Annotated in this window: 23 protein-coding genes; 8 read left to right on the top strand and 15 right to left on the bottom strand. The window is 35.8% G+C overall.

Annotation, left to right across the window (positions count from 1 at the left end; genetic code table 11):
- Positions 1-50: 50 nt before the first annotated feature.
- On the top strand, positions 51-923 hold the full coding sequence (locus tag G9H60_RS01105) for a lysophospholipid acyltransferase family protein (RefSeq protein ID WP_223142275.1): 873 nt from the start codon (positions 51-53) through the stop codon (positions 921-923).
- Here G9H60_RS01105 and G9H60_RS01100 read toward each other — a convergent pair.
- The 5 genes from G9H60_RS01100 to G9H60_RS01080 are packed head-to-tail and all read right to left on the bottom strand — an operon-like array spanning position 920 to position 5,000.
- Positions 920-1,546 (bottom strand): L-threonylcarbamoyladenylate synthase, encoded by a 627-nt coding sequence (locus G9H60_RS01100; RefSeq protein WP_223142274.1) that lies wholly within the window; start codon positions 1,544-1,546, stop codon positions 920-922. The genes G9H60_RS01105 and G9H60_RS01100 overlap by 4 nt on opposite strands.
- Entirely contained in the window at positions 1,527-2,477 is a 951-nt protein-coding gene (locus G9H60_RS01095) for a YihY/virulence factor BrkB family protein (protein WP_223142273.1), read from the bottom strand. The genes G9H60_RS01100 and G9H60_RS01095 overlap by 20 nt, the downstream gene beginning before the upstream one ends.
- 1 nt (position 2,478) lies before the next feature.
- On the bottom strand, positions 2,479-2,883 hold the full coding sequence (locus G9H60_RS01090; RefSeq protein ID WP_223142272.1) for an acyl-CoA thioesterase: 405 nt from the start codon (positions 2,881-2,883) through the stop codon (positions 2,479-2,481).
- 1 nt (position 2,884) lies between these two features.
- Positions 2,885-3,919, bottom strand: coding sequence for an endolytic transglycosylase MltG (gene mltG / locus G9H60_RS01085; RefSeq protein WP_223142271.1), 1,035 nt, complete (start codon positions 3,917-3,919; stop codon positions 2,885-2,887).
- Position 3,920: 1 nt separating this feature from the next.
- Positions 3,921-5,000 carry an Ldh family oxidoreductase gene (locus tag G9H60_RS01080; RefSeq protein WP_223142270.1) on the bottom strand — a complete coding sequence of 360 codons (1,080 nt, stop codon included), beginning with the start codon at positions 4,998-5,000 and terminating at the stop codon, positions 3,921-3,923.
- 111 nt (positions 5,001-5,111) lie between these two features.
- Between G9H60_RS01080 and G9H60_RS01075 the strand changes: the two genes are divergently transcribed.
- Genes G9H60_RS01075 through G9H60_RS01065 form a run of 3 tightly spaced genes read left to right on the top strand, consistent with a single transcriptional unit; the run spans position 5,112 to position 9,845 of the window.
- Positions 5,112-6,701 carry an FMN-binding glutamate synthase family protein gene (locus G9H60_RS01075; RefSeq protein WP_223142269.1) on the top strand — a complete coding sequence of 530 codons (1,590 nt, stop codon included), beginning with the start codon at positions 5,112-5,114 and terminating at the stop codon, positions 6,699-6,701.
- A gap of 23 nt (positions 6,702-6,724) precedes the next feature.
- Positions 6,725-8,605: an ABC-F family ATP-binding cassette domain-containing protein gene (locus G9H60_RS01070; protein WP_223142268.1), complete on the top strand. Its 1,881-nt coding sequence runs from the start codon at positions 6,725-6,727 to the stop codon at positions 8,603-8,605.
- 19 nt (positions 8,606-8,624) lie between these two features.
- Positions 8,625-9,845: a type IX secretion system plug protein gene (locus G9H60_RS01065; protein WP_223142267.1), complete on the top strand. Its 1,221-nt coding sequence runs from the start codon at positions 8,625-8,627 to the stop codon at positions 9,843-9,845.
- Here the strand turns inward: G9H60_RS01065 and ychF are convergent.
- Positions 9,842-10,945: a redox-regulated ATPase YchF gene (gene ychF / locus G9H60_RS01060; RefSeq protein WP_223142266.1), complete on the bottom strand. Its 1,104-nt coding sequence runs from the start codon at positions 10,943-10,945 to the stop codon at positions 9,842-9,844. The genes G9H60_RS01065 and ychF overlap by 4 nt on opposite strands.
- Before the next feature lie 91 nt (positions 10,946-11,036).
- Positions 11,037-11,354, bottom strand: coding sequence for a DUF3276 family protein (locus G9H60_RS01055; RefSeq protein WP_109322876.1), 318 nt, complete (start codon positions 11,352-11,354; stop codon positions 11,037-11,039).
- A 176-nt stretch (positions 11,355-11,530) separates the two neighbouring features.
- Here G9H60_RS01055 and G9H60_RS01050 point away from each other — a divergent pair, with 176 nt between their 5' ends.
- Both G9H60_RS01050 and G9H60_RS01045 read left to right on the top strand, forming a co-directional pair.
- Positions 11,531-12,130: a septal ring lytic transglycosylase RlpA family protein gene (locus G9H60_RS01050; RefSeq protein ID WP_223142265.1), complete on the top strand. Its 600-nt coding sequence runs from the start codon at positions 11,531-11,533 to the stop codon at positions 12,128-12,130.
- Positions 12,096-12,980, top strand: a complete 885-nt coding sequence (locus tag G9H60_RS01045) for a DUF58 domain-containing protein (protein WP_223142264.1) — start codon at positions 12,096-12,098, stop codon at positions 12,978-12,980. Before G9H60_RS01050 ends, G9H60_RS01045 begins: the two co-directional genes overlap by 35 nt.
- On the opposite strand, the gene G9H60_RS01040 is transcribed toward G9H60_RS01045, so the two are convergent.
- Positions 12,973-14,424: a TlpA family protein disulfide reductase gene (locus G9H60_RS01040; protein WP_223142263.1), complete on the bottom strand. Its 1,452-nt coding sequence runs from the start codon at positions 14,422-14,424 to the stop codon at positions 12,973-12,975. The genes G9H60_RS01045 and G9H60_RS01040 overlap by 8 nt on opposite strands.
- Before the next feature lie 41 nt (positions 14,425-14,465).
- Between G9H60_RS01040 and G9H60_RS01035 the strand changes: the two genes are divergently transcribed.
- Positions 14,466-15,242 (top strand): YdcF family protein, encoded by a 777-nt coding sequence (locus tag G9H60_RS01035; RefSeq protein WP_223142262.1) that lies wholly within the window; start codon positions 14,466-14,468, stop codon positions 15,240-15,242.
- On the opposite strand, the gene pfkA is transcribed toward G9H60_RS01035, so the two are convergent.
- Positions 15,239-16,213, bottom strand: coding sequence for a 6-phosphofructokinase (pfkA, locus tag G9H60_RS01030; RefSeq protein WP_166374160.1), 975 nt, complete (start codon positions 16,211-16,213; stop codon positions 15,239-15,241). The genes G9H60_RS01035 and pfkA overlap by 4 nt on opposite strands.
- A 176-nt stretch (positions 16,214-16,389) precedes the next feature.
- Between pfkA and G9H60_RS01025 the strand changes: the two genes are divergently transcribed.
- Complete coding sequence (locus G9H60_RS01025) at positions 16,390-17,460, top strand: M42 family metallopeptidase (protein WP_223142261.1); 1,071 nt, start codon at positions 16,390-16,392, stop codon at positions 17,458-17,460.
- A gap of 110 nt (positions 17,461-17,570) precedes the next feature.
- Here the strand turns inward: G9H60_RS01025 and G9H60_RS01020 are convergent, their stop codons facing one another.
- From G9H60_RS01020 to leuC, 6 genes are read right to left on the bottom strand one after another with little or no spacing between them, the layout of a single operon-like run.
- Positions 17,571-19,712, bottom strand: coding sequence for a S9 family peptidase (locus G9H60_RS01020; RefSeq protein ID WP_223142260.1), 2,142 nt, complete (start codon positions 19,710-19,712; stop codon positions 17,571-17,573).
- A 10-nt stretch (positions 19,713-19,722) separates the two neighbouring features.
- Positions 19,723-20,220, bottom strand: coding sequence for a YdcF family protein (locus tag G9H60_RS01015; RefSeq protein ID WP_223142259.1), 498 nt, complete (start codon positions 20,218-20,220; stop codon positions 19,723-19,725).
- A 50-nt stretch (positions 20,221-20,270) separates the two neighbouring features.
- Positions 20,271-21,344, bottom strand: coding sequence for a 3-isopropylmalate dehydrogenase (gene leuB, locus G9H60_RS01010; protein ID WP_130925169.1), 1,074 nt, complete (start codon positions 21,342-21,344; stop codon positions 20,271-20,273).
- A gap of 18 nt (positions 21,345-21,362) precedes the next feature.
- On the bottom strand, positions 21,363-22,856 hold the full coding sequence (locus tag G9H60_RS01005) for an alpha-isopropylmalate synthase regulatory domain-containing protein (protein WP_223142440.1): 1,494 nt from the start codon (positions 22,854-22,856) through the stop codon (positions 21,363-21,365).
- A 25-nt stretch (positions 22,857-22,881) separates the two neighbouring features.
- Positions 22,882-23,472, bottom strand: coding sequence for a 3-isopropylmalate dehydratase small subunit (leuD, locus tag G9H60_RS01000; RefSeq protein ID WP_223142258.1), 591 nt, complete (start codon positions 23,470-23,472; stop codon positions 22,882-22,884).
- A 20-nt stretch (positions 23,473-23,492) separates the two neighbouring features.
- A complete protein-coding gene (leuC, locus tag G9H60_RS00995; protein ID WP_223142257.1) occupies positions 23,493-24,896 on the bottom strand; it encodes a 3-isopropylmalate dehydratase large subunit in 1,404 nt (467 codons plus the stop codon).
- Between the last annotated feature and the right edge of the window lie 27 nt (positions 24,897-24,923).

Raw genomic sequence — 24,923 nt, 5'->3', positions numbered from 1 at the left:
TCGGATATTTGTAAAATTAATAGATTAAAGCCAATTACTTCAGATTTCAAATGATGTTTTTCTTCAAGCTGCTAGGTCGATTTCCCCTATTTATCCTTTACGGATTAGCTAATACGTTAAAATGGATATTTTATGGTTTAATTTCTTACCGTAAAAAGGTTATTCTGGAAAATTTAAGTCGCTCCTTCCCTGAAAAATCAGTAAAAGAAATCAATCAAATCGCCTTTCAATTTTATGGTTATTTGACTGACCAATTATTGGAATTTTTTAAAGGTGTTTCATTAACGGAAAGTCAAGTACTAAAGCGCGTTGAATTAAATAATCCTGAAATTGTCCAAAACTACCTGAACCAAGGAATACCGGTAATTTTAGTAGCAGGTCATCAAGGCAATTGGGAATGGGCGATTCACCGCTTAGCTTTAACTAAAAACACCAATGATATCGTCTATCAAAAATTAAATAATCCTGCTTTCAACGAGTTTAGTAAACAAGTTCGTCAAAAATTTGGGAATATCGTTTTAATGGAAAAACGTGAATCTGTTATTTTAACCAGAGATCGAAAAAAGATACCCAGAGTCATTTGTTTAGCAGCTGACCAAGCACCTCAAAAGCCGGAATCGGCCTATTGGACTAGCTTTTTGAATCAAGATACAGCCTTTTTTACTGGCATGGAACGCTTTGCAAGAGAATATCAATATCCCGTAGTTTTTGCTGAATTAATTCGCAAAAAAAGAGGATATTATTCCATGACATATGAACTTTTGGCTGAACCAAGTTTTGAAAATTTACCCAATGGAGAAATCATTGAGCGCTTTGCCAGAAGATTAGAAAAATCAATCATCAAATTTCCTGAACAATATTTATGGTCTCATCGAAGATGGAAACATAAAAAACCAGAGCAGATTTCGATTAAATGGAATTAAAGAAAGTCCGAGCAATCTCCAGCACCTTCTCGAATTACCTCTGTTTCGTCGTCTTGTAAATCAATCACGCTAGAAGGTAATAAACCTCCAAAATCACCATCCAGCACTAAATCAACCTTACTTTTATACGTATCAAATATCAAACTTGGATCTGTATAATCTTCTATATCCAATCCTTCTTGGGGAAGCGTTGTTGTCAATAAAGGATGACCTAGAGCTTTTACAATCTCTAAAATTGGTAAATAGTTTGGAATACGAATTCCCACCGTTTTCTTGCCTTGAACTAATACAGCAGGAACTTTAGAACTAGCTGGCAAAACAAAGGTGTAAGGTCCTGGTAAATAGCGCTTTAAAGTCTTAAAGGCGAAATCACTTACCTTGGCAAAATTCGCAATGGAACTCAAATCCGCACAGATGAAAGAAAATCTATTTTTAGTGGGCTTTATTTGCTTGATTTCACAAATACGAGCAATAGCTTGCGGAGATTGTATGGAACAACCCAACGCATACATCGTATCAGTCGGATAAATAATCACGCCATTCTTATTCAATACCTGAACCACTTGTTCAATGAGCGCAGCAGAATTATTCTTCTCGTAAATTTTAATCAATTGAGCTTCCATTTTTTAGTCGAGAAGGTGGGAAAAAGAAATCATTTGGCTCTTGTTCATTATCCTCAATTTTAACTTGATCTATACTGGCGTTTATTTCAAAACCAACCAACAAAATAAGTGCGAAAAAGTATAACCAAACCATCAGAGCAATTAAGGAACCAATGGAACCATACACCTTATTGTAACTAGCAAAATTGACTAAATAATAAGAGAATACGTTAGTAATGGAAATCGTTAAAATAGAAGCTGTAATAGACCCAGCATTAAAAAATTTCCAACGTTTATGAATGGCTGGGGCATAAAAATAAATGATGGAAATTGTTAAAAAGAATACGGAGAATATGACGAAATAGGTTAAAATTTTGATAAAATAAAAGGTAAAGTCATAATTGATTAAACCTCGATTGGCTAAACTATGAACGATTAAATTCCCCACGATAAAAACCAAAAAAGCGGTAATGAGCACAAAGGTTAATAAAAAGTTCAACGCCACTGCAATCACCCTTTCTTTGATATAACCGCGGTTTTCATTGGTTTTATAGGTTAAGTTAAATGACCTTATTAATGCCATGATACCGCTAGTAGAGGCATAAAGTGCCAAAATAAATCCAAAAGATAGTACTCCTCCCCTTTTATTACTCACCAACTCAACCACCAATTCAGATAAATCTTTTAACATACTTTTAGGGATAGAACCCTTTAAAAAACCAATCATTTTGACATCCAAATGATCAATGGGTAAGTAGGCTAAAAGAGAAAAAAGAAATATAATCGCTGGAAAAAAGGCTAAGGTGAAATTGTATGCAACAGCTGCAGCGCGTACATCTATATCAAATTGAAATATCTTTTGATAAAGAATACTTAGAATTCTGGCTAGGACATAGTGTTCCTCCAGTTCTTTCCAAATAAGTTTAAGTTCACGGAGTATACTTTTTTTCATATTAAAAATATGGCTTCAAAACCTCCAATAAATAATAGGGGGCCTTCACCATTTTTTGTCGTTTCATATCCATGAAAACTAGAGTGGTTTTACCTTCATGGATCAATTCTTGTTTAGAATTCAATATTCGATAAGAAAATTGAATTCGAACTTGGGGTAAAGACAATAAAGTACATTCAATAGTCAATAGCTCATCGTAATAAGCTGGGGCTAAGAATTTGGAATAATTCTCATATACCGGTAAACCAATTTGTTGATCCTCTAAATCCTTATAACTAACTCCCAAACTTCGCAAGGTCTCTACTCTTGCAATTTCAAATAGACGAGCATAGTTACCATAGTAAACATATCCCATTTGATCCGTATCGGCATAACAAACTCGATAAGTTACTGCGTGACTATACATCTTATTTAATTTTTAAGGCATCTAATGCACTTTGGTATCTTTTAGCATTTTGCATATGCTCTTCGTATGTGCTAGCAAAAGAATGGTAACCAGAAAAATCTTCCTTGGCACAAAAATACAAGTAGCTATGCTTTTCCAGACTTAACACCTTATCAATAACTTGAGGAGAAGGGATCGAGATCGGCCCTGGAGGAAGTCCAGTTAACCGATATGTGTTATAAGGAGAACTGATGGCTGTGTATTTACCTGTTACACGCTTAATCGTGAAATCCTTCCAGGCAAATACAATGGTTGGATCGGCTTGCAAAGGCATACCCGTTTTTAATCTATTCCAATAAACACCAGCTATCCTTGATTGTTCATCTGATTTTTTACTTTCGCCTTCCACAATAGAAGCTAAAATACCCACTTCTGTAGGACTTAAAGCTAATTTTTGAGCCTTATCTTTTCTTTCTTTAGTCCAAAATTTAGTATACTCTTTGCTCATCTTTGACATGAAAGATTCAAAGGAAGAAGTCCAAAGGATTTCATAAGTATTAGGAATAAACAAGCAAGGAACGGTTTCTTTGTTAAATCCGAATTGACCCACATAGGCATTAGAATCTAATTGCTTGTAGATAAAACTTGAATCAAAAGGTAATTGCTTAGATAATTTACCCGCTAAATCTTCTTTTAACCGGAAAGTATTAATCACTAGACGAATCGCATCTTGTCGACCATTTCTTAATTTTCTGAGTAATTCAAAATTTCCTGTTTCAGAATAAATTAAATAACGACCCGCTTTAACGCGCTCTGGATAGGATAATACTTTAGCCAAAAAACGAAAACTTAATTGGTCTCTGACCAATTTGTGTTTGTCCAAGGTATCTAAAACTGTTTCAAAACTAGCACCTTTAGGAATCAACAAAACAAATGGCTTATCAGCTTTTACATCAAAATTAGGTGTTTTGAAAACCTGCCAAACATAATAGGAAAACATGGCCGCTAACAGCGAGAACACCAAAATGAATATCTTAAATTTCTTATTATCAACCATCTTAGGCTATATTAAAAGGTACATTAAATCGATTGGCTAAGGATTGTAAATCGAATACAACAGGCTCCAACAATGGAATACCATGAGCTTTACGCTCTAGTTCTAATTCTCTTTCAGGGTCTCCAGGAATAATCACTTTTTTCCCTTCTACAGCTTGTGCCGAACGGAAACGCTGTATCCATTTATCCATATCCTGCTTAAACTCTTCTGCTGGTCTGAATGCATCAATGCGCATTGCTCCTAAGAAATGACCTGTTCCAATTCCGACAGTCTCCCCTGCTGACATAAATCCTGCCGTAGCAAAAGGAGGAACCCAAGGCCCAAAATTGGCTCCAGAAAGTACACCTGATAATATATCCACCATAGCTCCCAAAGCATAACCTTTATGGGAACCATGCTCTCTATCTCCCCCTAAAGGAAGTAATGCACCTCCATTTTTAATGGCAAAGGCATCATTGCAAGGCTTTCCTTCTGCATCTTGAACCCAGCCATCGGGAGTATCAAGACCTTTTCTTTGTAAAATTTCTAATTTACCGTATGCTACTGCTGTAGAAGCAAAATCAGCTACAAAAGCTGGTTCAGTTAAAGCTGGTATAGCCATGGCCACAGGATTTGTACCTAATAATTTTTCACGTGAAAAAGTTGGTGTCACCAAAGGCGCTGCATGAGTCATGGCCCAACCAATCATTTGATGTTCTAAGGCTTTCATAGCATGATATCCAGCTATTCCAAAGTGATTTGAATTACGAACTGCAATCCAACCGGTACCTGCTTTTTCAGCTTTTTCGCAAGCAATTTCCATTGCATAAGGTGCTACTACCAATCCTAGACCCCTATCCCCATCAATCACAGCTGTCGAAGGAGATTCATGAATAATCTTAATCTTAGGATTAGGATTCAGTCTTCCGTGATCAAATAAACGGACATATCCAGCCAAACGAGCTACGCCATGTGAATCAATCCCACGTGCATCCGCAGAAACCAAAACTTCAGCGGCTAATTGTGCTTGATTTTCTGGTGTTCCTATGGATTCAAAAACCGAGGCAACAAAATTTTGTAAGCGGTTAAAATCTGCTTGCATAGTCTAAAAACAAAGTACAAAGATAAAAATATTATGGGGGAATAAAACTTTTAACAGCTTGCCAACGTTCTTTTGCTATATTCGTTTCATCGAATTTTACTTCATCAAATTATGCAAACTTCAGCTTTATTAGATTTAACTAAGTCCTTTTGGTTTTGGATCATCCTTTTTTTGATTGTCGTTATCATTCGAGATGTTTTTATTCAAAAAAGCCACACCATCACTCATAATTTTCCCATTGTAGGTCATATTCGATATTGGATTGAGCGCATAGGACCAGAAATTCGTCAATACATCGTAGCCAATAACCGAGAGGAGCTTCCATTTAACCGACAAGAACGTTCTTGGATCTATGCTTCTTCAAAAAATGAAAACAATTTACAAGGTTTTGGTAGTGATCAAGATTTCAATTCACCAGGATATATTTTTATAAAAAATGCCATGATGGGTTATAATCCACCGAAGGATCATCCATTTAGAAAAAATCCTGGCGTAATTCCAGCAGCAAAAGTAATCGGAGCATATCATGAAAGAAAACGCCCATTCCGCCCATATTCAGTGGTTAATATTTCAGGAATGAGCTACGGTTCTTTGTCGGCAAAAGCCGTAGAATCCTTAAATAAAGGGGCCTATTTAGCTGGATGTTTTCATAATACAGGAGAAGGGTCTTTGTCGCCATACCATCAAATGGGCGCGGATATTGTATTAAATATCGGAACAGCCTATTTTGGTGTTAGGGATTTGGATGGAAAATTTTCCATGGAAAAATTAGTGGAAAAAGTTCAATCAAATCCTAGGCTTAGAGCCATTGAATTAAAACTATCTCAAGGTGCGAAACCTGGTAAAGGTGGCATGCTACCAGCTGCAAAAGTAAACAAAGAAATCGCAGACATACGTCACATACCTATTGGTAAAGATGCTTTCTCCCCTGCTTTTCATTCTGAATTTTCCAATATTCCTGAAATGGTAGATTTCATTGAACGAATGGCAGAAGCTACAGGATTACCTGTAGGAATCAAATCGGCCATCGGTAAATTAGAACAATGGGAAGAATTAGCATTGTACATGAAAAAAACGGGCAAAGGCCCTGATTTCATTACGATTGATGGTGGAGAAGGTGGAACAGGTGCGGCTCCCCATGCTTTTGCGGATCATGTTTCCATGCCATTTACTTTTGCTTTTGCCAAAGTCTATCAAATATTTCAAAGACAAGAATTAACCGAACATATCTTTTTCATTGCCTCAGGAAAGCTAGGTTTCCCGGAAAAAGCACTGATGGCCTTTGCCATGGGGGCAGATTCAATTAACATCGCTAGGGAAGCCATGATGTCCATTGGATGTATTCAAGCCCAAAAATGCCATACCAATCATTGTCCAACGGGCATCGCAACATCCAATAAATGGCTACAAGCAGGTATCGATGTAACTCTAAAAAGTGAAAGGTATTATTTGTACCACTATACCTTAATCAAGGAAATTGGTGAAATAACCCATGCTTGTGGTTATGAGCATCCTTGTCAATTAACCATGGATGATATTGAATTTTCCATGGGAGATAATAATCGAACCATAGCCCTTTCCAAGTCCCTAGGCTATCATAAAGACCCCGTAAAATATGGAAGTTTCCATGAATTATTGGCTTGTTCTCATTTAGGTGGAGAAGGAGCAAGAAAACGATTGGCATTTGCACCTGTGGTTTAGAAAGGTTTGGTTATCTTTGCACTATGTTATCCATATCCAATCTAAGTTTCTATTTCGGTAGTCGGGCATTATACGAAAATGCCAATTTACACATCAAACCTAAAACCAAGATAGGTCTCATCGGGGCCAATGGTACAGGAAAATCCACTTTACTTCGCCTAATATCTGGTGAATATTCCCCTGATGGAGGGAATATTTCTAAGTCAGGTGAGTGCACCATCGGTTTTCTGAATCAAGATTTATTATCCTATCAAACAGATGATAGTATCTTGGAAGTAGCGATGCAGGCATTTGAAAAGCAATTAGAGCTTCAACATAAAATCGATGCTGTCTTGCACAAGATGGAAACGAATTATGAGGACAAGGATATTGATGTATTAGCTCATTTACAAGAGGAATTTGAACGCTTAGATGGATATACAATACAAGCTAAAACAGAGGAAATATTAGAAGGACTGGGTTTTAGTACGGAAGATTTATCTAGACCACTACGGTTATTTTCTGGAGGTTGGAGAATGCGTGTAATGTTGGCTAAATTATTATTACAGAAACCAGCATTGCTCCTATTGGATGAGCCAACCAACCACTTGGACTTACCTTCTATTGAATGGGTAGAAAAATACATACATGATTACGAGGGATCTATTGTTGTAGTTTCTCACGATCGCTATTTCTTAGATAGAACCATTGATCATATTGCTGAAGTCTCCAATGCTAAAATAACTTTATATCCTGGCAACTATTCTTTCTACATGGAAGAAAAAGCGCTTAGAAACGAAGTACAAAAAGGAGCATACGAAAACCAACAAGCACAGATACGTCAAACAGAACGGTTCATTGAGCGTTTCAAAGCTAAAGCATCCAAAGCCCGTCAAGTACAATCACGTGTCAAAGCATTGGATAAAATTGATATCATTGATGATGTGATCGACGAAAAAGCTAAGGTTAATTTTAAATTCAACTTTGGTACTCAACCAGGTAGATTCATTCTATTTTTGGAACAAATTTCCAAAGCTTATGGAGAAAAAATCATCCTAAAAAATACTTCTGCTACAATTAATCGAGGTGATAAAATCGCCTTAATTGGGGCAAATGGAAAGGGTAAATCGACCCTGTTGAGAATCATCTCCGGGACAGAAAAAATTGAAGGCGAAAGAAGATTAGGACATAACGTCATTGAATCCTTTTTTGCTCAACATCAATTGGAAAGTTTGCAAGTTGAAAATTCTCTTTTAGATGAATTAAAATCGACTGGCACAGCAAAAACAGAGATGGAATTGAGAAGTATCTTAGGATGTTTCTTATTTTCAGGTGAAGAAGTTTTCAAAAAGATTAAAGTACTATCAGGAGGTGAAAAATCACGTGTAGCATTAGCTAAAGTTTTAATTTCTCAAGCTAATTTCTTGTTGTTGGATGAGCCAACCAACCACTTGGATATGCAATCAGTGAATATATTGATTCAAGCATTACAGCAATATGAAGGTAGTTATGTGGTAGTTTCTCACGACAGATTCTTTGTGTCTCAGATTGCCAATAAAATCTGGTATTTAGAGGATTATGAAATCAAAGAATACCCAGGATCTTTTGATGAATATGAAACTTGGCAAGAAACTAGAAAAGCGGAATTACCAGCTGGCAATAAAAAAGTGGCTGATAAACCTAAACCTGAAATTGAAAAAACGATTGCCCCCAAGCCTCCAGTTGTGAATAATGCCAAGCAAATTGAAAAGCTAGAGGCTAAAATCATGGAATTGGAAAACAAGAAGGAAGAAATTGAGACAAAAATGTCTGATTTAGCCCAAAACAATCAATTTCAAGAATTGAAAACTTGGGAAGAAAAATTAAAATCAGTAACAGATGAATTACGTGAAGTGATGAATGATTGGGAAACCTTACTAGCTTAATATGTTAATATACCGGGTTGTGGCCTTCTTATTTTTATTCATTCATTTCTCCACAATTGGACAAATCAAGAATAAAAAATTTAAGCCTGAAGTTCAAACCGTTATTTTAAGTCGCTCCGAAGAAAAAACCATCATCACGGATAATCCTGTAATAGACTTATCATCACAAGGGAGTTATCTACTCTCATTTGATGATTTAGCAATGAAAAACTTAACTTATCACGTTCGAGTTATTCATTGTCAGGCAGATTGGAAACCATCCAATTTATCTGAAATTGAGTATTTACAAGATTTTAATGACGTACCTATTCGATCTCCCAGAAATTCATTTGGTACAAAAATTCCCTATTTACATTATCAAATTGAAATACCTAAAGTTAGAATCAGTGGCAATTTCATTGCCATGGTTTATGCCCAAAGAAATAAACGAGATACGGTATTTACTAAGCGATTTTCCGTGTATGAAAATGCCATCACAGTAGCGGCAAAAATTTCTTTTGCTCGTCCAAATCATCTTCGAAATACTCACCAAGCTATAGATTTGACATTGTTATATCCAAATCAACTGATGCTAAATTCGGATGAAGGATTACATATTATTTTGAGAAAAAATTACCAAACAGAGAATTGGTTATCAAAGATTCCTAGAGCACAAATCAATGGACAAGAAAGAAAAATCACTTTCCCATTTTACGATAATGAAAATGTAATTCCTGGAGGAAATGAATTTAGGTTAATCAATTTGTCAAGTACACAACAGAAAATGACCTTTGTGGGAAGTATTCGACAATCTGATGCTTTTACTGAAATCAGTACACAAGTGGAAGTTCCACAAGGAAACTATTCCTATGTCCAAAGACCTGATTTTGATGGTTCTTTTGTTATTGACCATTATGAAAATGGCAATTCAAGTGTTGCCTCAGATTATATCTGGTGTAATTTTCAATTGAAAATGGAGGAATTAGCCAATGAACAAATTTATGTGGTTGGAGCTTTTAACCAATTTGAAAAAAATTCAGAAAATTTAATGGAATACGATACATCCAAACAGATGTATACCAAGAAAATTCGTTTGAAACAGGGAATTTATAATTATCAGTTTGTGAGTAATAAGCCTAATACGACCTTAGAAGGAAATTACTCACAAACCGAAAATACCTATGAGGTATTAGTCTATTTTAGAAAACCAGGCGATCGCCATGATTCGTTGTTAGGATATAATAAATTGTTATATCCTTAAACATTAAATCTAAAGTGCATGATATCACCATCTTGCACGACATATTCTTTACCTTCTACACTCATTTTTCCAGCCTCTTTACAAGCTAATTCTGTCTTCAAGGCTTGATAATCAGACAATTTAATAACTTCTGCACGAATAAATCCTTTTTCAAAATCCGTATGAATAACACCGGCAGCTTGAGGAGCCTTCCATCCTTTTTGGATAGTCCAAGCGCGAACTTCTTGCACTCCTGCCGTAAAATAAGTAATCAAGTTTAATAAATAGTAAGAACTACGAATCAACTTACTTAATCCTGATTCTGTTAAACCATACTCAGCCAAAAACATGGCTCTCTCATCCATATCCTCAATTTCAGCAATTTGCGCCTCTAAAGCGGCACAAACCACTATCACTTCTGCATTCTCCGCTTGAACGTTGGCTCTTAATTGATCAACATATTCATTACCACCTTGAGCAAGTGCGGATTCATCTACATTAGCTACATAAATAACAGGCTTATCTGTTAATAAATACAAGTCTCCTATGGCAGCTGCTCTCAATTCTGGATCCATATCCAAAGTGCGAGCAGATTTACCTGCTTCTAATGTTGCTTTAAACTGTTGTAATGCTGCCAATTCTTGTCTGGCCTTAGCATCACCCGCTTTAGCGGCACGTTCGGTTTTAGATATCTTTTTATCGACTGATTCTAAGTCTTTTAATTGCAATTCCATATCAATGATTTCTTTATCACTGACAGGATTGACACGACCTTCTACGTGGACAATATTTTCATCAACAAAACAGCGTACCACATGAATGATGGCATCTACTTCACGAATATTGGCTAAAAATTTATTTCCTAATCCTGCACCTTGAGATGCACCTTTAACTAAACCTGCAATATCAGTAAATTCAATAACAGTAGGTAAAACACGCTGAGGGTTTACCAACGATTCCAAAATGGACAATCGTTCATCAGGTACAGTAACAATACCCACATTGGGTTCTATCGTACAAAAAGGGTAATTAGCTGCTTCTGCTTTATTAGAAGAAATAGCACTAAATAAAGTTGACTTACCAACGTTGGGTAAACCAACAATTCCACACGTTAATCCCATAGCATATTTAAAATGAAGCGCAAAAATACGCTTAAAAATTAAAAAAGCCCCTGTTTCTACAGCGGCTTTTTCGTAAATATCAAGTAATTTTTTATTCCCACTTTAAATCGGACCCACCAAACTCATCTTCATCTCGGTTGAATTGAGTAAAATCTACATCTGGCATCAATTCTGTCTTCACATGATCCACAGCTTCCTTCAATCCATCCATAAATTTATCGAAATCCTCCTTGTAAAGGAACATTTTGTGCTTTTCATACACAAACCCATCTTCTTTTTGGTGACGGCGACTTTCTGTTATTGTTATGTAATAATCTTGTGAACGAGTTGATTTAACATCAAAAAAATAAGTTCTTTTACCCGCACGAATTCTTTTTGAAAACAATTCTTCTCTGTCTCTTTCTTCCACTTTAAATAAGTATTTAAGTTTTACAATGCGTAAATCTACTATTTATTCTCAATCACTCAAAAAATATAGAGGAAATTTACAGTCAAAAAATGAGCCTTTTTTGTACAAAAGTTAGATAATCTTAAATTATAAGTATAAAAATTACACAATAAGCGGGTAATTTGATAAGTTGCATCATGACTTCGTTTAGGATCATACTATTTACCCTAATCTATCACTTCATTTTCTCAGTCCAGGCGCAAAACCTAGGGGATGAAAGTTATGGGATAGCATCTTATTATTCTCGCAGTTTTTACAACAAAAAAACTGCCAATCAGGAATTACTTAATAGGAAAGAATTTACCGCAGCTCATCGTATTTATCCTTTTAATACCTTAGTAGAAGTCACCAACTTACAGAACAAAAAATCCGTTATTGTTCGTATCAATGATCGAGGTCCTTATAAATCAGGGAGAATCATTGATTTAACAGAAATAGGTGCCAAACAACTCAATATCCGTAAGGTTGGCTTAACGAAAGTCAGATTAAAAATCATTGGATTTGAAAATGAACAAATGCTTATCCCCTATCAGCATTTGGAAATGGAAACAAGCCCAAAATTTAGTACGATGTATTACCAAAAGACTCGATTAAAGTATAAAAAGAAATATCGCCTAAAAAGACATATTCGCCACCGTTCATATTTAATCAAAGGAAAAAAGAAAGGTACAGTGAATAAAAAACGTAAAAAGAAAAGTAGCCATGCTCAAAAAAGTAGCAGAAGAACAAGTAAGTAAATCCCTGGCGATAATCGCTGAAGAAATTAGCCAAGAACTATACCATGGGAAACACCGTAGTGCTTTTCATGGATATTCATCTGAATTTAAAGAATATAAAGCTTACCAAACGGGCGACAATCTAAAGCAAGTCGATTGGAAGTTATACGGAAGAACCGATAAATTATTCACCAAGCACTTTCATGATGAATCGAACATCAGTGCCTATTTTTTTATTGACTTGTCTTCTTCCATGTTTTTTCCCAGAGAAACTCTAGAAAAAATCAATAAATCGATACAAATCATTGCCGTTTTATGTAAGATTTTACAAAAGCAAAGAGACAAATTTGGCACACTTGGCATCTCCAATGAATTACTTTGGGAAAGTCCTTTATCCAACACCAAAGGGCATTTACACGATATTTACCAGCAATTAGAGGGATTATTACAACGTGAATCGTTGGAGGAAATTAGCCAGCTTCCTACCATATTATCCCATAAAGTCAGTGCTATCGGTCAAAGAAAAATTGTCTTCATTTTAACTGACCTATTATTTAATGATCAAGACTATGCTCTATTTTTAAGAAGTCTTTCAGAAATAAAAGCCAATAAAAATAGCATCAAAATTCTGCATGTTTGGGATAAGAGTGAAAAACGCCAGGAATCAAAAATAGGTAGTATTTTACAGTACAAAGACATTGAAACGAACCAAGTACTTTCTTTACCTATGGAAGAATGGAATCAATTACAAGTCAAACAACAAAGCGTATTTATTGATCAACGAATTAATCCCTTGCTCAGTAAAGGATACCATTATCATTCACTTTGCGTCAATGAAAGTCTGTTTGAACTGATTCGACAAATTATTTAATTCCCAGTTCCTTCTGACGGTTTTCATAAAATGAGATAAAATCTTGGATCTTATCTGTTGGGATTTTCTTACCTATAATTCGTTTGTTTTTATCTAGGATATAAATAATGGGTGTAGAATAAATATCAAATGTGCGTAAAAAATCAGTGTAGTATTCTTCCTTACCTGATTTAGCACTTGGATGAATATCAATGCCATTGTAAATGGATTCCATTTTATATTCTTTGATAAAATCGGTCCATTGTTTCTTATTTCTTGCAATTGAAGTGGCTAAAACGGAGATTTTCTTAGATTTAAAATAATTAGCCTGAGCCATTAATTTAGGGGTTTCTTCTTTACAGTGGCTACATTCTGGATCGTAAAAATATACCAAGGTATACTCACCAGGTATTGAGGCTGTGGTCAGTCTTTTACCGGAAGGGTCTGTTAATAGTAGTTCTGGAATTCGCTTTCCAATCAATAAAGGTTTTAACACTTTAATTCGGTCTCTCATTTGACGAACAGTAGTGGTATCCCATAAAGAAGCTTCTCCTACATAGTATTTTTCACCCATATGGGCGAATGCAGCATCTGTACCAACAATATTGGAAGTTTCATAGGTACTCGCAATCTTGTAAATAACATAACGTCTTACCTCTTTATTTTTAATTTTTGACATTAATAGATCTGTATCTTTAATGATGGAATCGGGCTGTTGTACAACCAAATCTTCAAAATACTTTTCTAATTTTTTTTGTAAAAATGGTGTACGAATAAAACGCTCATCGTTCAAATCAAGATTATCAAAGAAATGCTTTTTGTAATAACTAAACTGATATTGATAAAATTCCGTACTATCTTTTGGAGTACTTACTTTCTTTTTAAAAGGAGGTATTTCTGGTTCAAAAGTGGCTCTAACTAATTTAGATACAAAGAGGAGCTTATTTTTTTCAAACCAAGATTGTTGGTATTGAATGATTTCCTTACGAATGGATGCAATTTGAACTTGATCTTTTTTTTCCATTTCCAATTTCCTTAGTTCCACATACCTTTTCCCCATTTCTCTTTGAAAGCCAAAAAATGCCTCGTTTTCGGCAGAATTTTGGAACTTCATGTGATTGATTGGATCAAGCGTATCTGTTTCAAATGAAAAGTTGGTATTTCCTATGATGACATCGAGGTATCTATTTTTTGAAAAACTAATTAAATAAAGACCTTTAGGTAATTCATCTTTTCCTTGAAATACAAAATTCCCTTGAGCATCTGCTTGGGCGGTGTCTTTAATTACTTGTTGTGTTGAACCAAAATAATGGGCTAAATACAGCTCTGAATTACCTATTCCATTAATCTTTCCTTTAATTGAGAAGCCAATACTAGATGAGGTGGAATTGTTTGTTTTTTTTACTTGGGCGATTGATGCAAATCCACAGAGTATAAGGCTAGTGGCTAGAAAAAATACTTTCATATATTTAATTAAATTTACAGACTAACGAATCTAAAATTACAATGTTTTTCATACTATCTAAAATATTTGACATCATACTTTCACCAACAGTTTGGATAATTATTCCTTTGGTGATTGCCTTACGTTTGAAAAAAACACAACATATAAGAAGAGCCGTTTTAACATCATTGATTTTAGTGCTAATTCTTACTAATGGGTTCATTTGCAACTTCTTTATAAAAAATTGGGAAGTGGATGCTCCCGATATTCCTACAAATAAAACGTACACTTGGGGAATAGTCTTAACAGGTGGTATGGTAAAATATGCAGATGGACATCCCAATCGAATTTCGTTTGGTTCGGTATCAGATAGAATGTTACAAACATTTCATTTATACCAACAGGGAGCTATCAAGAAAATACTCGTTTCAGGTGGAGAAACAAGCATTCCCAATTTAATCGTAGACAACACCCAAGAATCCCTTAATGTTCGTAAACTTCTCATTAAAATGGGCGTACCATCAAGAGATATATTCGTGGAAAATAAGGCAAGAAATACCTATGAAAATGCCTTATATTCTAGTCAAATGCTAAAAAATTACATCAAAAAAGATACAGTTGTTGTAATTACCTCTGCTTTACATCTTAGACGGGCTGTCATGTGCTTTGAAAAGCAAGGATTTAATGTGCGACCCTATTCTGCTGATATATTAAAAAAGGATACCCAACCGGGTATCCTTTCCAACTTTAAACCAAGCGAAAAAAGCTTGGAGAATTTCTTCCATTTAACACGAGAATTTGTAGGTATAGTCGTTTACAAATTGCAAGGATATATTTAGGTAGATAAGATTTCTACCATACGTATCAAATCTTCTGAAACTGGTTTCTTTTTAGTAATAGTATCATGGAATGGAGTATATACCAATTGGTTATTTACCACACCAGCCATGACATTCTTTTCACCACGTAAAAGTCCTTCCAAAGCTCCAAGACCTAATCTGCTAGCTAATATCCGGTCAGCTGCTGTAGGAACACCACCACGCTGAATATGACCTAAAGTAGTCACACGAATATCTAACTCAATTTTCATTTGATCTTTAATCTTTTGAGCTACTTTTTGTGCATTTCCTTCTTCATCTCCTTCTGCTACAATCACAATAGACGATGATTTAGCTTTTGAAAATCCTTTTTGTAATGTTTCCATTACTTCGCTAACTGGAGTAAGGTTTTCAGGAATCATTACAGCCTCTGCCCCCCCAGCAATTGCGCATTGAATGGCAATATAACCAGAGTCACGGCCCATTACTTCGATAAAAAATACACGATCATGGGAATCAGCTGTATCTCTAATTTTATCGATAGCATCTAATGCTGTGTTGACAGCCGTATCATACCCAATAGTATAGTCTGTTCCGTATAAATCGTTATCAATTGTACCAGGAGCACCTACACAAGGTATTTTAAATTCATTATAAAAAATTTCAGCCCCAGTAAACGTACCATTTCCTCCAATAGCCACTAAACCTTCTATACCTTTAGCCTGCAATTGATCATAAGCTTTTTTACGACCTTCTGTAGTTAAAAACTCTTTAGAACGTGCTGATTTAAGGATGGTTCCTCCTCTTTGAATAATATTACTAACCGACTGTGAATTTAATGGAATAATATCTCCATTAATCATACCATTATATCCCCTCACAATTCCATAAACCTCTACTCCATGATAAGCGGCTCCTCGTACAATGGCACGAATACAAGAATTCATTCCTGGGGCATCTCCTCCTGATGTATAAACTGCTATTTTCTTCATCAAATGTTGTTTTACTAATAAAATGATAAAAACAATCCTTAGCCGGATAAATTTTCACTATTAACTACAAATTTAAGCTTTAAAATGGCTCTCCAAAACTCTTAAATTTATTTTTTCGATAAAATTCAAATATAAATTAGCCTTAGTAAATTGCATCTTCAAAAAATATGTCAATTATGTCTCAAAAATCGAATGACTTTCTGTACGAATATTTAAATAATGCATCCCCTACTGGTTTCGAAATGTCGGGACAAAAAATTTGGTTGGATTATTTAAAACCTTACTTAGATGAAAAAATCATAGATATATACGGAACTGCCGTAGCTGTCATCAATCCTGGGAAACCGTATTCTGTGGTCATTGAGGCTCATGCCGATGAAATTTCATGGTTTGTGAATTACATCGACGAGAATGGATATTTATTTTTACGCAGAAATGGTGGCTCAGATGCTTTAATAGCACCTTCTATGAGAGCCAACATTCATACCAAAGACAAAGTAATCAAAGGGATTTTTGGTTGGCCAGCCATACACGTACGCGATACAACGAAAGATAAAGCTCCAACAGTGAGTGATATATTCATTGATTGTGGTGCATCCAATAAGAAAGAAGTAGAAGAAATGGGCATCCATGTAGGTACTGTAGTCACTTTCGAGGATGGACTTATGGAATTGAATGAAAAATATTTAGTAGGTCGTGCTTTGGATAACCGCATTGGTGGATATATGATAGCACAAGTGGCTAAACGATTGAAAGATAATAAAATCGAATTGCCATTTACTTTGTACGTAGTAAATGCTGTTCAAGAAGAAATTGGCTTACGTGGTGCTGAAATGATTGTCAAACGTTTAAAACCAGATTTAGCTATCATTACCGATGTTACCCATGATACACAATCTCCGATGTACAATAAGAAAACACAAGGAGATATGGCTTGCGGTAAAGGCCCTGTGATTTGTTATGGACCAGCGGTTCAAAATAATGTCAGAGATTTCATTATTGATGTTGCCAACGAAAATAAGATTGATTTCCAAAGACAAGCCGTTTCTAGATCCACGGGTACAGATACAGACTCATTTGCTTATGCAACAGAAGGTGTTGCCTCTGCATTAATTTCTTTACCGTTGAAATACATGCATACAACAGTAGAAATGATTGCCAAATCCGACATGGAAGCAGTAATAGATTTAATTTACGCTTGCTTATTGAAGGTGAAGGGAAATGAAGATTTTAGATACTTTAATTAGTTATTAGGGGTTAGATATTAAAATGGGTAATTATAAAAATTAACATCCATTCCCTAGTAACTAATCCCTAAAAACTAATCACTTAAAACTAATCCCTAATAACTAGTAACTTATCTCAGATACCGCTCAAAAAACTCATATGTTCTTAGCATTTGATCAAGCCGCTGACGGTTATTACCTGATCGAGTGATTTCATGTGTAGCTCCTGGGTGACGAACATACTCAACATCACGTCCCAAAACTTTCAAACTCTTGTATAACATTTCCGATTGAATTACACCTGTTCTAAGGTCCTGTTCGCCATGAAATATAATCAGAGGGGTTCTAATGTTCAGGACATAACTTAAAGGAGATTCTTTGTCCAAAATACTCCTAGCTTGTTTTTCCCAAGGATAACCACCAAAATAATTTGGAACTAATCTCCAAGCATTTCCCTCACCAAAAAACGTAGATAATTCATATACACCACGTTGAGAACAAGCCACTTTAAATCGATTGGTATGTCCTATCATATAAGTAACTAAGTATCCTGCATAGGATCCTCCTGTTACAACTAATTTGGTTGTATCTGCCCAACCTTCAGATATTCCTAAATCTAAAGCTTTCATCACATCAGACATGGGGCCTTGTCCCCAATCTTTCACATTAGCTCCCATAAATTCCGTTCCATACCCACCACTACCTCTCGGATTGGAATACACTATACCGTAACCCTTGGCAGCAAAATACTGAAATTCATGCCACATACTTGCTTCTCCTGTACCCCACATGGCTGTAGGTCCTCCATGTATTTCTACTAATAATGGATATTTTTTATCTGACTGGAAATTAACTGGTTTCATTACCCAATAATCTACCAGTAAACCTTTATTATTTTTAAATGTCTTTTTACTAGCTAAACTTAATACTTTATCTTTCAGCCAGACTGTATTAAACTGAGTTAATGCCATATCAACTGGATTGGATTTGCTAGAAAAATACAATTCAGATGGATTTGTAATTTTTGTCTTTGCATAAATAAACTGACCATCCATCTGATCAAAACCTAATACACCTTCTTCAATTGAACTTAAAGCAGTTAATTTCCCTTTGGCTATGTCATACTCATACAGAGGTACACCACCGTGATCTTGAGCAGTAAAATACAATGTTGATTCATCTTTTGACCAAGACCATTGCGTTAAAATCCGATCCAATGGAATGATTTTTTGATAATAAGCACCTGGACTTAAGGCTATAATTTTAGCTACTGGACTAGGTATTCCTCCTACTTTTAACTCAAAGAAAGCCAAATACTTCCCATTAGGAGAAACAGATATATTGGAATATCGATATCCTGGCTTTTCAACTAATGTTTGGAAAGACTTTGTTGTCGCATCATAAATTGCTATTGTATTATCCAATACTTTATCAGGATGACGAAGGGTATCTGCAGGAATACACACAACAAAAGTTTGTCCGCTTTTCAGCTCTTTCATTTCATCAACTCGTCTAAATGGATTGACCAGTAATTCAGGTTTAGAATTTCCTAAAATAGAAGTTTTGAAAAATGCAGTAACCGTTAATTCGCCCGATACGGTACTTTCTTCCTGAAAATCCAATTGATTAATCACTTTAGCTTTTTTATCTTTTTCGTTTTGAAAAAGATAAGCTCTGATTTCTTCAATATTCCCATCGGGATTAGCTTTCATTTTCTTTTGAAAAATGGACCAATCATAAGCAGGCTTTTCCTGTGTCCATGAAGGTTGCAATGCCGATTTATTGTAAACCGTATCTACCAAAAAATCTTTAACAGATAATTCCGAGCTGAAATATAAACTTGAACCATCCTTTGACCATTCTGGGGCCCCTACACCATATGAAATGGTTGTGATTGGATATGCTTCTCCTCCAGAAATAGGTAAAAGAAATAACTGAGGTTTATCACCTACTAATCTGACAAAACTTATAAATTGACCATTGGGACTCCAGGAGGCAGAAGAAACAGACATTTTACCTGAGGTTAAAGCTCTAGATTCTTTCGATGCCAAATCTCCCAAATACAAATGATTTTGATAGGCAAATTCTCCCTTTCTATCCGGGTCTTCCACGATCGACTTGAGTAAATAAATATACTTTTTACCATCAGGAGAAAATTGGGGTTGTGAAACTGTTTTAATTTTAAGTAAATCAGTTAATTCAATTTTCTTAGTTTGGGAACTGGCTGAAAAACAGACCAAAATGACCACAACGATTGTTAATAAATGTTTCATGTTTGTTGATTTAATAATATAATCCATTCAATTTTATTTCTTCAATTGCTTTTAATTCATGAGCTCTTAAAGCCATTATTTCTGGTGTTTCAACTAAATGCTCAATCCCCATATATTGTTTTGAAAAATTGGACAATATTTCATCGAAGACCAATTCAACCCGGGGAATATGATATGCTGAAGTAATAATTACAAGAGATTCTACGGGATAATCCATTAATACAGCTTTAGATTTTACTGCATCATCTACGGTGTTAGCCGATAATGCTAAAGGTAAAAAAGCATGTTCAGATACGCCTTTGGCAACTAATTCATTTTTCAATAAAGAAGCATGTGACCATGGGCTTGTATTAAAATGAGCACCAAATCCACCGGTACACAAAATAAGCCTAGCTTGTTTTTGAAACAGCTCCCAACAATAATTGACTCGATCTAAAGCAATAGGACCTAATTGACCATCAGGTGAATTTGGGGAGCCTAAAACCACAAGTACTTCATGAATATGCATAAAAAAAGGTCCCAATAATTGGGACCTAAATTTATTAAATATTGTGGCAATTAAAGCAATTTTAAAATTTCTTCCCCAATGGCATCAGTACCTAAAATCATGGATGGGTCCGTTGTTTTATCTGCAATATCACGTGTACGGAAACCTTTCTTCAATACCTGGTCAATAGCTGAAATAATCGCTTCAGATTCTTCTTTCAAACCAAAAGAGATATCCAATAATAAGGCTGCTGACAATACAGAAGCCATAGGATTTGCTAAACCTTTACCCGTAATATCATGAGCAGAACCGTGAATTGGCTCATAAACACCTGTTCCATCTCCGATTGAAGCTGATGCAAGCATACCCATTGAACCTGCAATTTGAGAAGCTTCATCTGTTAAAATATCTCCAAATAAATTAGCCGTAACTACTACATCGAAACGAGTTGGCTCTTTAATTAATATCATGGCTGTAGCATCCACAAATTGGTATTCAACTTCTACATCTGGATATTCTAAAGCTAACTTTTGAATTTCTTCTCTCCACAAACGGGAAGACTCTAACACATTGGCTTTGTCTACAGAAACTAATTTTTTACGACGAGTTCTAGCAGCATCAAAGGCTTTACGACCTATACGCTGCACTTCATAACGACTATACTCAGCTACATCATAGGCTGTATCTCCATTGTTTTTACGCCCTTTTTCACCAAAATAAATATCGCCAGTTAATTCACGGAAGAACAAAATATCAGCACCTTTCAAAATCTCAGGCTTAATACTTGATGCTCCCAATAGCTCATCAAACAATTTAATAGGGCGTAAATTGGCATATAAACCTAATTCTTTACGCATTTTTAACAAGCCTTGCTCAGGGCGAACTTTGGCAGATGGATCGTTGTCATATTTTGGATGACCTACTGCACCAAACAATACAGCATCCGAATTTTTCATTTTCTCCAAAGATTCAGCAGGAAGTGGATCTCCGGTAGCCTCGATGGCTACGTGACCAATTAAAGCCTCATCATAAGTAAACTCATGATTGAATCTTGCTGCAATTTTGTCTAATACTTTTTTACCTACTGCGGTAACTTCTTGTCCAATTCCATCACCAGGAACGATTAAAATATGCTTCTTCGCCATTTGTATTATTGTATGTTACTAAATCAAATTCAACATTTTTTGAGTTGCCTTAATGGCGGAAACCGTTTGATCACAATCCAATCCACGGGTAATTAATTCCTTTCCTTGATGCGACCATGTAATAATGGTTTCACAAAGCGCATCAGAATCTCCTCCAGGTGGAATACGAACAGCATAATCTTTCAATTGCGCCAATTTCTTACCATTCTTTTGGAATATAATTTCTAATGCATTGACAAAAGCATCGTATTGACCATCCCCTTGAGCATGCTCTTCATATACTTTTCCGTCAATGGAGATTTTCAAGGTCACGGAAGGACGTAATTCTTTGCTGTGTGTTAGTACATAATTTAACACTTGAACACGTTCCTCAATCGTGGAACTATCCAATACATCTGAAATGATATAGGGCAAATCATTGGGAGTTACGACCTCTTTGCGATCACCCAATTCAATAATTCGCTGGGTTACTTTTTTCAAATCTTCATCTGAAAGCTGTATGCCCAATTGCAATAAATTATTTTCAATATTCGCTTTACCACTAGTTTTACCTAAAGCATATTTACGTTCACGACCAAAACGCTCTGGCATTAAATCATTGTGGTATAAATTATTCTTTTTATCACCATCTGCATGAATTCCCGCTGTTTGGGTGAAAACGTTTTCACCTACCACTGGCTTATTGGCAGGTATTCTGAAACCAGAAAAAGTTTCCACCAATTTACTTACAGAGTATAAAGATTTCTCTTCAACAGACACCTCTACATCTTTTTGATAATCATTTATCACAGCAATGACACTAGCCAAAGGAGCATTGCCTGCTCTTTCACCCATACCATTAACAGTTAAGTGAAGTCCATGAACTCCATTTCTTACTGCTTCCAAAGCATTGGCTGTGCCTAAATCATAATCATTGTGTGCGTGAAAGTCGAAATGTACCGTAGGATACCGCGCAACTAGTTCAGAAATAAATGCTGCCACTTCAGATGGAATTAAAATACCTAACGTATCTGGCAACAAAATACGATCTACTGGTAATTTGCTTAGAAAGTCCAAATAAGAAATGACGTATTCTTTTGAATTTCGCATACCATTTGACCAATCTTCTAAATATACATTTACCTTTAACCCTTTGGAAATAGCTAATCGGATGGTAGCTTCTACTTCACTAAAATGCTGCTCTGGAGTCTTTTTTAATTGAAATGTCAAATGATTTAAAGAACCCTTTGTTAATAAGTTCATCACTTTGGCACCTGCATCTAACATCCAATTCACCGAAGTTCCGCCATCGACGAAAGTCAAAACCTCTACTTTATCCAAAAGACCATTTTTGTCGGCCCATTCCGTGATTTTTTTCACAGCCTGAAATTCACCTTCCGACACACGTGCCGAGGCAATCTCAATACGATCGACTTTTAATTCAGTCAATAGCAATTGAGCTATAGTTAATTTTTCACTAGCAGAAAAGGATACCCCACTGGTTTGTTCACCATCGCGAAGGGTGGTATCCATGATTTCAATATGACGTTTCAAGGAATTATCGATTGGAAGCAAAAGAAACGATTTCGTCTTTCATAGCTTGTAAATAATCTATGTCGTCAAAACCATTCAATAAATTATGTTTTTTATACCCATTAATATCAAAACTTTCTGAAGCTCCTGTAGACACAATGCTGATGCGTTGTTCTTGTAAATTCACTTCTAATTCAGCCTTAGGGTCTTTTTCAATGGCTTCAAAAATTTGATGCAAAAACTCTGGACTTACTTGTACTGGTAAGATACCTACGTTAATGGCGTTTCCACGGAAAATATCAGCAAAGAAAGAAGATACAACACATCTAAAGCCATAATCATAAATCGCCCAAGCTGCGTGCTCACGGCTACTACCAGAACCGAAATTCTTACCCCCTACTAAAATCTTTCCTTGGTAAGTAGGATTATTCAATACGAAATCAGCCTTAGGTTGATCATTTTTATCGTATCGCCAATCTCTAAATAAATTATCTCCAAATCCTTTACGCTCTGTTGCCTTTAAAAAACGAGCAGGGATGATTTGATCTGTATCTACGTTCTCAATTGGTAATGGAACGGCAGAACTTCTTAATACACTAAAACTATCGTAAGCCATAATGGTCTAATTTAAACAACTTATAAAAACTCTCTTGGGTCTGTAACCACTCCGGTTACTGCTGCTGCAGCAGCTACTAATGGACTAGCTAATAAAGTACGAGAACCTGGTCCTTGACGTCCTTCAAAATTTCGGTTAGAAGTACTCACTGCGTACTTTCCAGCAGGAATTTTATCGTCATTCATAGCTAAACAAGCTGAACAACCCGGTTGACGTAATTCAAATCCTGCTTCTGTCAGAATATCAAAAATACCTTCATCCTTAATTTGTTTTTCAACAATGTGAGAACCAGGTACTACCCAAGCCGTCACATGATCTGCCTTTTTACGACCTTTTACAATAGAAGCGAAAGCTCTGAAATCTTCGATACGACCATTCGTGCAAGAACCAATAAACACATAGTCTACTTTCTTACCAATCATGGCATCATCTTCAGCAAATCCCATGTAATCAAGCGATTTTTCATAGGTAGCCACACCACCCTCCACATCTGTTGCTTTAGGAATATGCTTAGAGATACCCATACCCATTCCTGGATTGGTACCATAAGTAATCATCGGCTCAATATCCGCTGCATTAAAATTAATCACTTGATCAAATACAGCACCTTCATCGGTTTTTAATGTCTTCCAATAAGCTAATTGCTTATCCCAATCCGCACCTTTAGGAGCTAATTCACGTCCTTCAATATAATCAAAAGTCGTTTGGTCAGGAGCAATCATACCACCACGAGCACCCATTTCGATCGAAAGGTTACAAACCGTCATTCGACCTTCCATGGACATGTTTCTAAATACATCTCCTGCATACTCTACAAAATATCCAGTGGCACCCGAAGTAGATAGTTTAGAAATAATATACAAAGCCACATCTTTTGGTGTAACTCCTTTTCCTAATGTCCCATTGACATTAATGATCATTTTCTTTGGTTTAGGTTGCATGATGCATTGCGAAGAAAGCACCATTTCTACCTCTGATGTCCCAATTCCAAAAGCGATAGCACCAAAAGCTCCGTGAGTCGAAGTATGTGAATCACCACAAACAATGGTCATGCCTGGTAAGGTAATTCCGTTTTCTGGTCCTACTACGTGAACAATACCGTTTTTAGGATTCCCTAAGCCCCAGTGTGAAATACCATATTTGGCAGTATTTTTTTCCAATTGCAATAACTGATTTGCCGATAAAGGATCCTCAACGGGCAAATGCTGGTTAATGGTAGGAGTATTATGATCCGCAGTAGCAAATGTTTTTTCTGGAAATAACACACCGATACCACGTGTCTCTAAACCTAAAAATGCTACTGGACTAGTTACCTCATGAATGAAGTGACGATCAATAAAAAAAACATCTGGACCATCTTCGATCTTACGAACGACATGAGAGTCCCAAACTTTATCAAAAAGGGTATTGGGAGTATTGCTCATTATAATAGAATTAAATAATTACCGAAA

It is taken from the genome of Aquirufa aurantiipilula (genome assembly GCF_019923745.1).
Classification (GTDB): Bacteria; Bacteroidota; Bacteroidia; order Cytophagales; family Spirosomataceae; genus Aquirufa; species Aquirufa aurantiipilula.
This window is presented reverse-complemented; position numbering and strand designations above follow the sequence as displayed.

Coding starts and splice junctions, on each gene's coding strand:
- G9H60_RS01090 (WP_223142272.1), bottom strand. CDS start 2,883: ATGTATAGTCACGCAGTAACTTATCGAGTTTGTTATGCCGATACGGAT.
- ychF (WP_223142266.1), bottom strand. CDS start 10,945: ATGGGATTAACGTGTGGAATTGTTGGTTTACCCAACGTTGGTAAGTCA.
- G9H60_RS01020 (WP_223142260.1), bottom strand. CDS start 19,712: ATGAAACATTTATTAACAATCGTTGTGGTCATTTTGGTCTGTTTTTCA.
- G9H60_RS01035 (WP_223142262.1), top strand. CDS start 14,466: ATGTTTTTCATACTATCTAAAATATTTGACATCATACTTTCACCAACA.
- G9H60_RS01080 (WP_223142270.1), bottom strand. CDS start 5,000: ATGCAAGCAGATTTTAACCGCTTACAAAATTTTGTTGCCTCGGTTTTT.
- G9H60_RS01050 (WP_223142265.1), top strand. CDS start 11,531: ATGACTTCGTTTAGGATCATACTATTTACCCTAATCTATCACTTCATT.
- G9H60_RS01005 (WP_223142440.1), bottom strand. CDS start 22,856: ATGGATACCACCCTTCGCGATGGTGAACAAACCAGTGGGGTATCCTTT.
- G9H60_RS01025 (WP_223142261.1), top strand. CDS start 16,390: ATGTCTCAAAAATCGAATGACTTTCTGTACGAATATTTAAATAATGCA.
- G9H60_RS01045 (WP_223142264.1), top strand. CDS start 12,096: ATGCTCAAAAAAGTAGCAGAAGAACAAGTAAGTAAATCCCTGGCGATA.
- leuC (WP_223142257.1), bottom strand. CDS start 24,896: ATGAGCAATACTCCCAATACCCTTTTTGATAAAGTTTGGGACTCTCAT.
- leuB (WP_130925169.1), bottom strand. CDS start 21,344: ATGGCGAAGAAGCATATTTTAATCGTTCCTGGTGATGGAATTGGACAA.
- G9H60_RS01015 (WP_223142259.1), bottom strand. CDS start 20,220: ATGCATATTCATGAAGTACTTGTGGTTTTAGGCTCCCCAAATTCACCT.
- pfkA (WP_166374160.1), bottom strand. CDS start 16,213: ATGAAGAAAATAGCAGTTTATACATCAGGAGGAGATGCCCCAGGAATG.
- G9H60_RS01075 (WP_223142269.1), top strand. CDS start 5,112: ATGCAAACTTCAGCTTTATTAGATTTAACTAAGTCCTTTTGGTTTTGG.
- G9H60_RS01105 (WP_223142275.1), top strand. CDS start 51: ATGATGTTTTTCTTCAAGCTGCTAGGTCGATTTCCCCTATTTATCCTT.
- G9H60_RS01070 (WP_223142268.1), top strand. CDS start 6,725: ATGTTATCCATATCCAATCTAAGTTTCTATTTCGGTAGTCGGGCATTA.
- leuD (WP_223142258.1), bottom strand. CDS start 23,472: ATGGCTTACGATAGTTTTAGTGTATTAAGAAGTTCTGCCGTTCCATTA.
- G9H60_RS01095 (WP_223142273.1), bottom strand. CDS start 2,477: ATGAAAAAAAGTATACTCCGTGAACTTAAACTTATTTGGAAAGAACTG.
- mltG (WP_223142271.1), bottom strand. CDS start 3,919: ATGGTTGATAATAAGAAATTTAAGATATTCATTTTGGTGTTCTCGCTG.
- G9H60_RS01040 (WP_223142263.1), bottom strand. CDS start 14,424: ATGAAAGTATTTTTTCTAGCCACTAGCCTTATACTCTGTGGATTTGCA.
- G9H60_RS01100 (WP_223142274.1), bottom strand. CDS start 1,546: ATGGAAGCTCAATTGATTAAAATTTACGAGAAGAATAATTCTGCTGCG.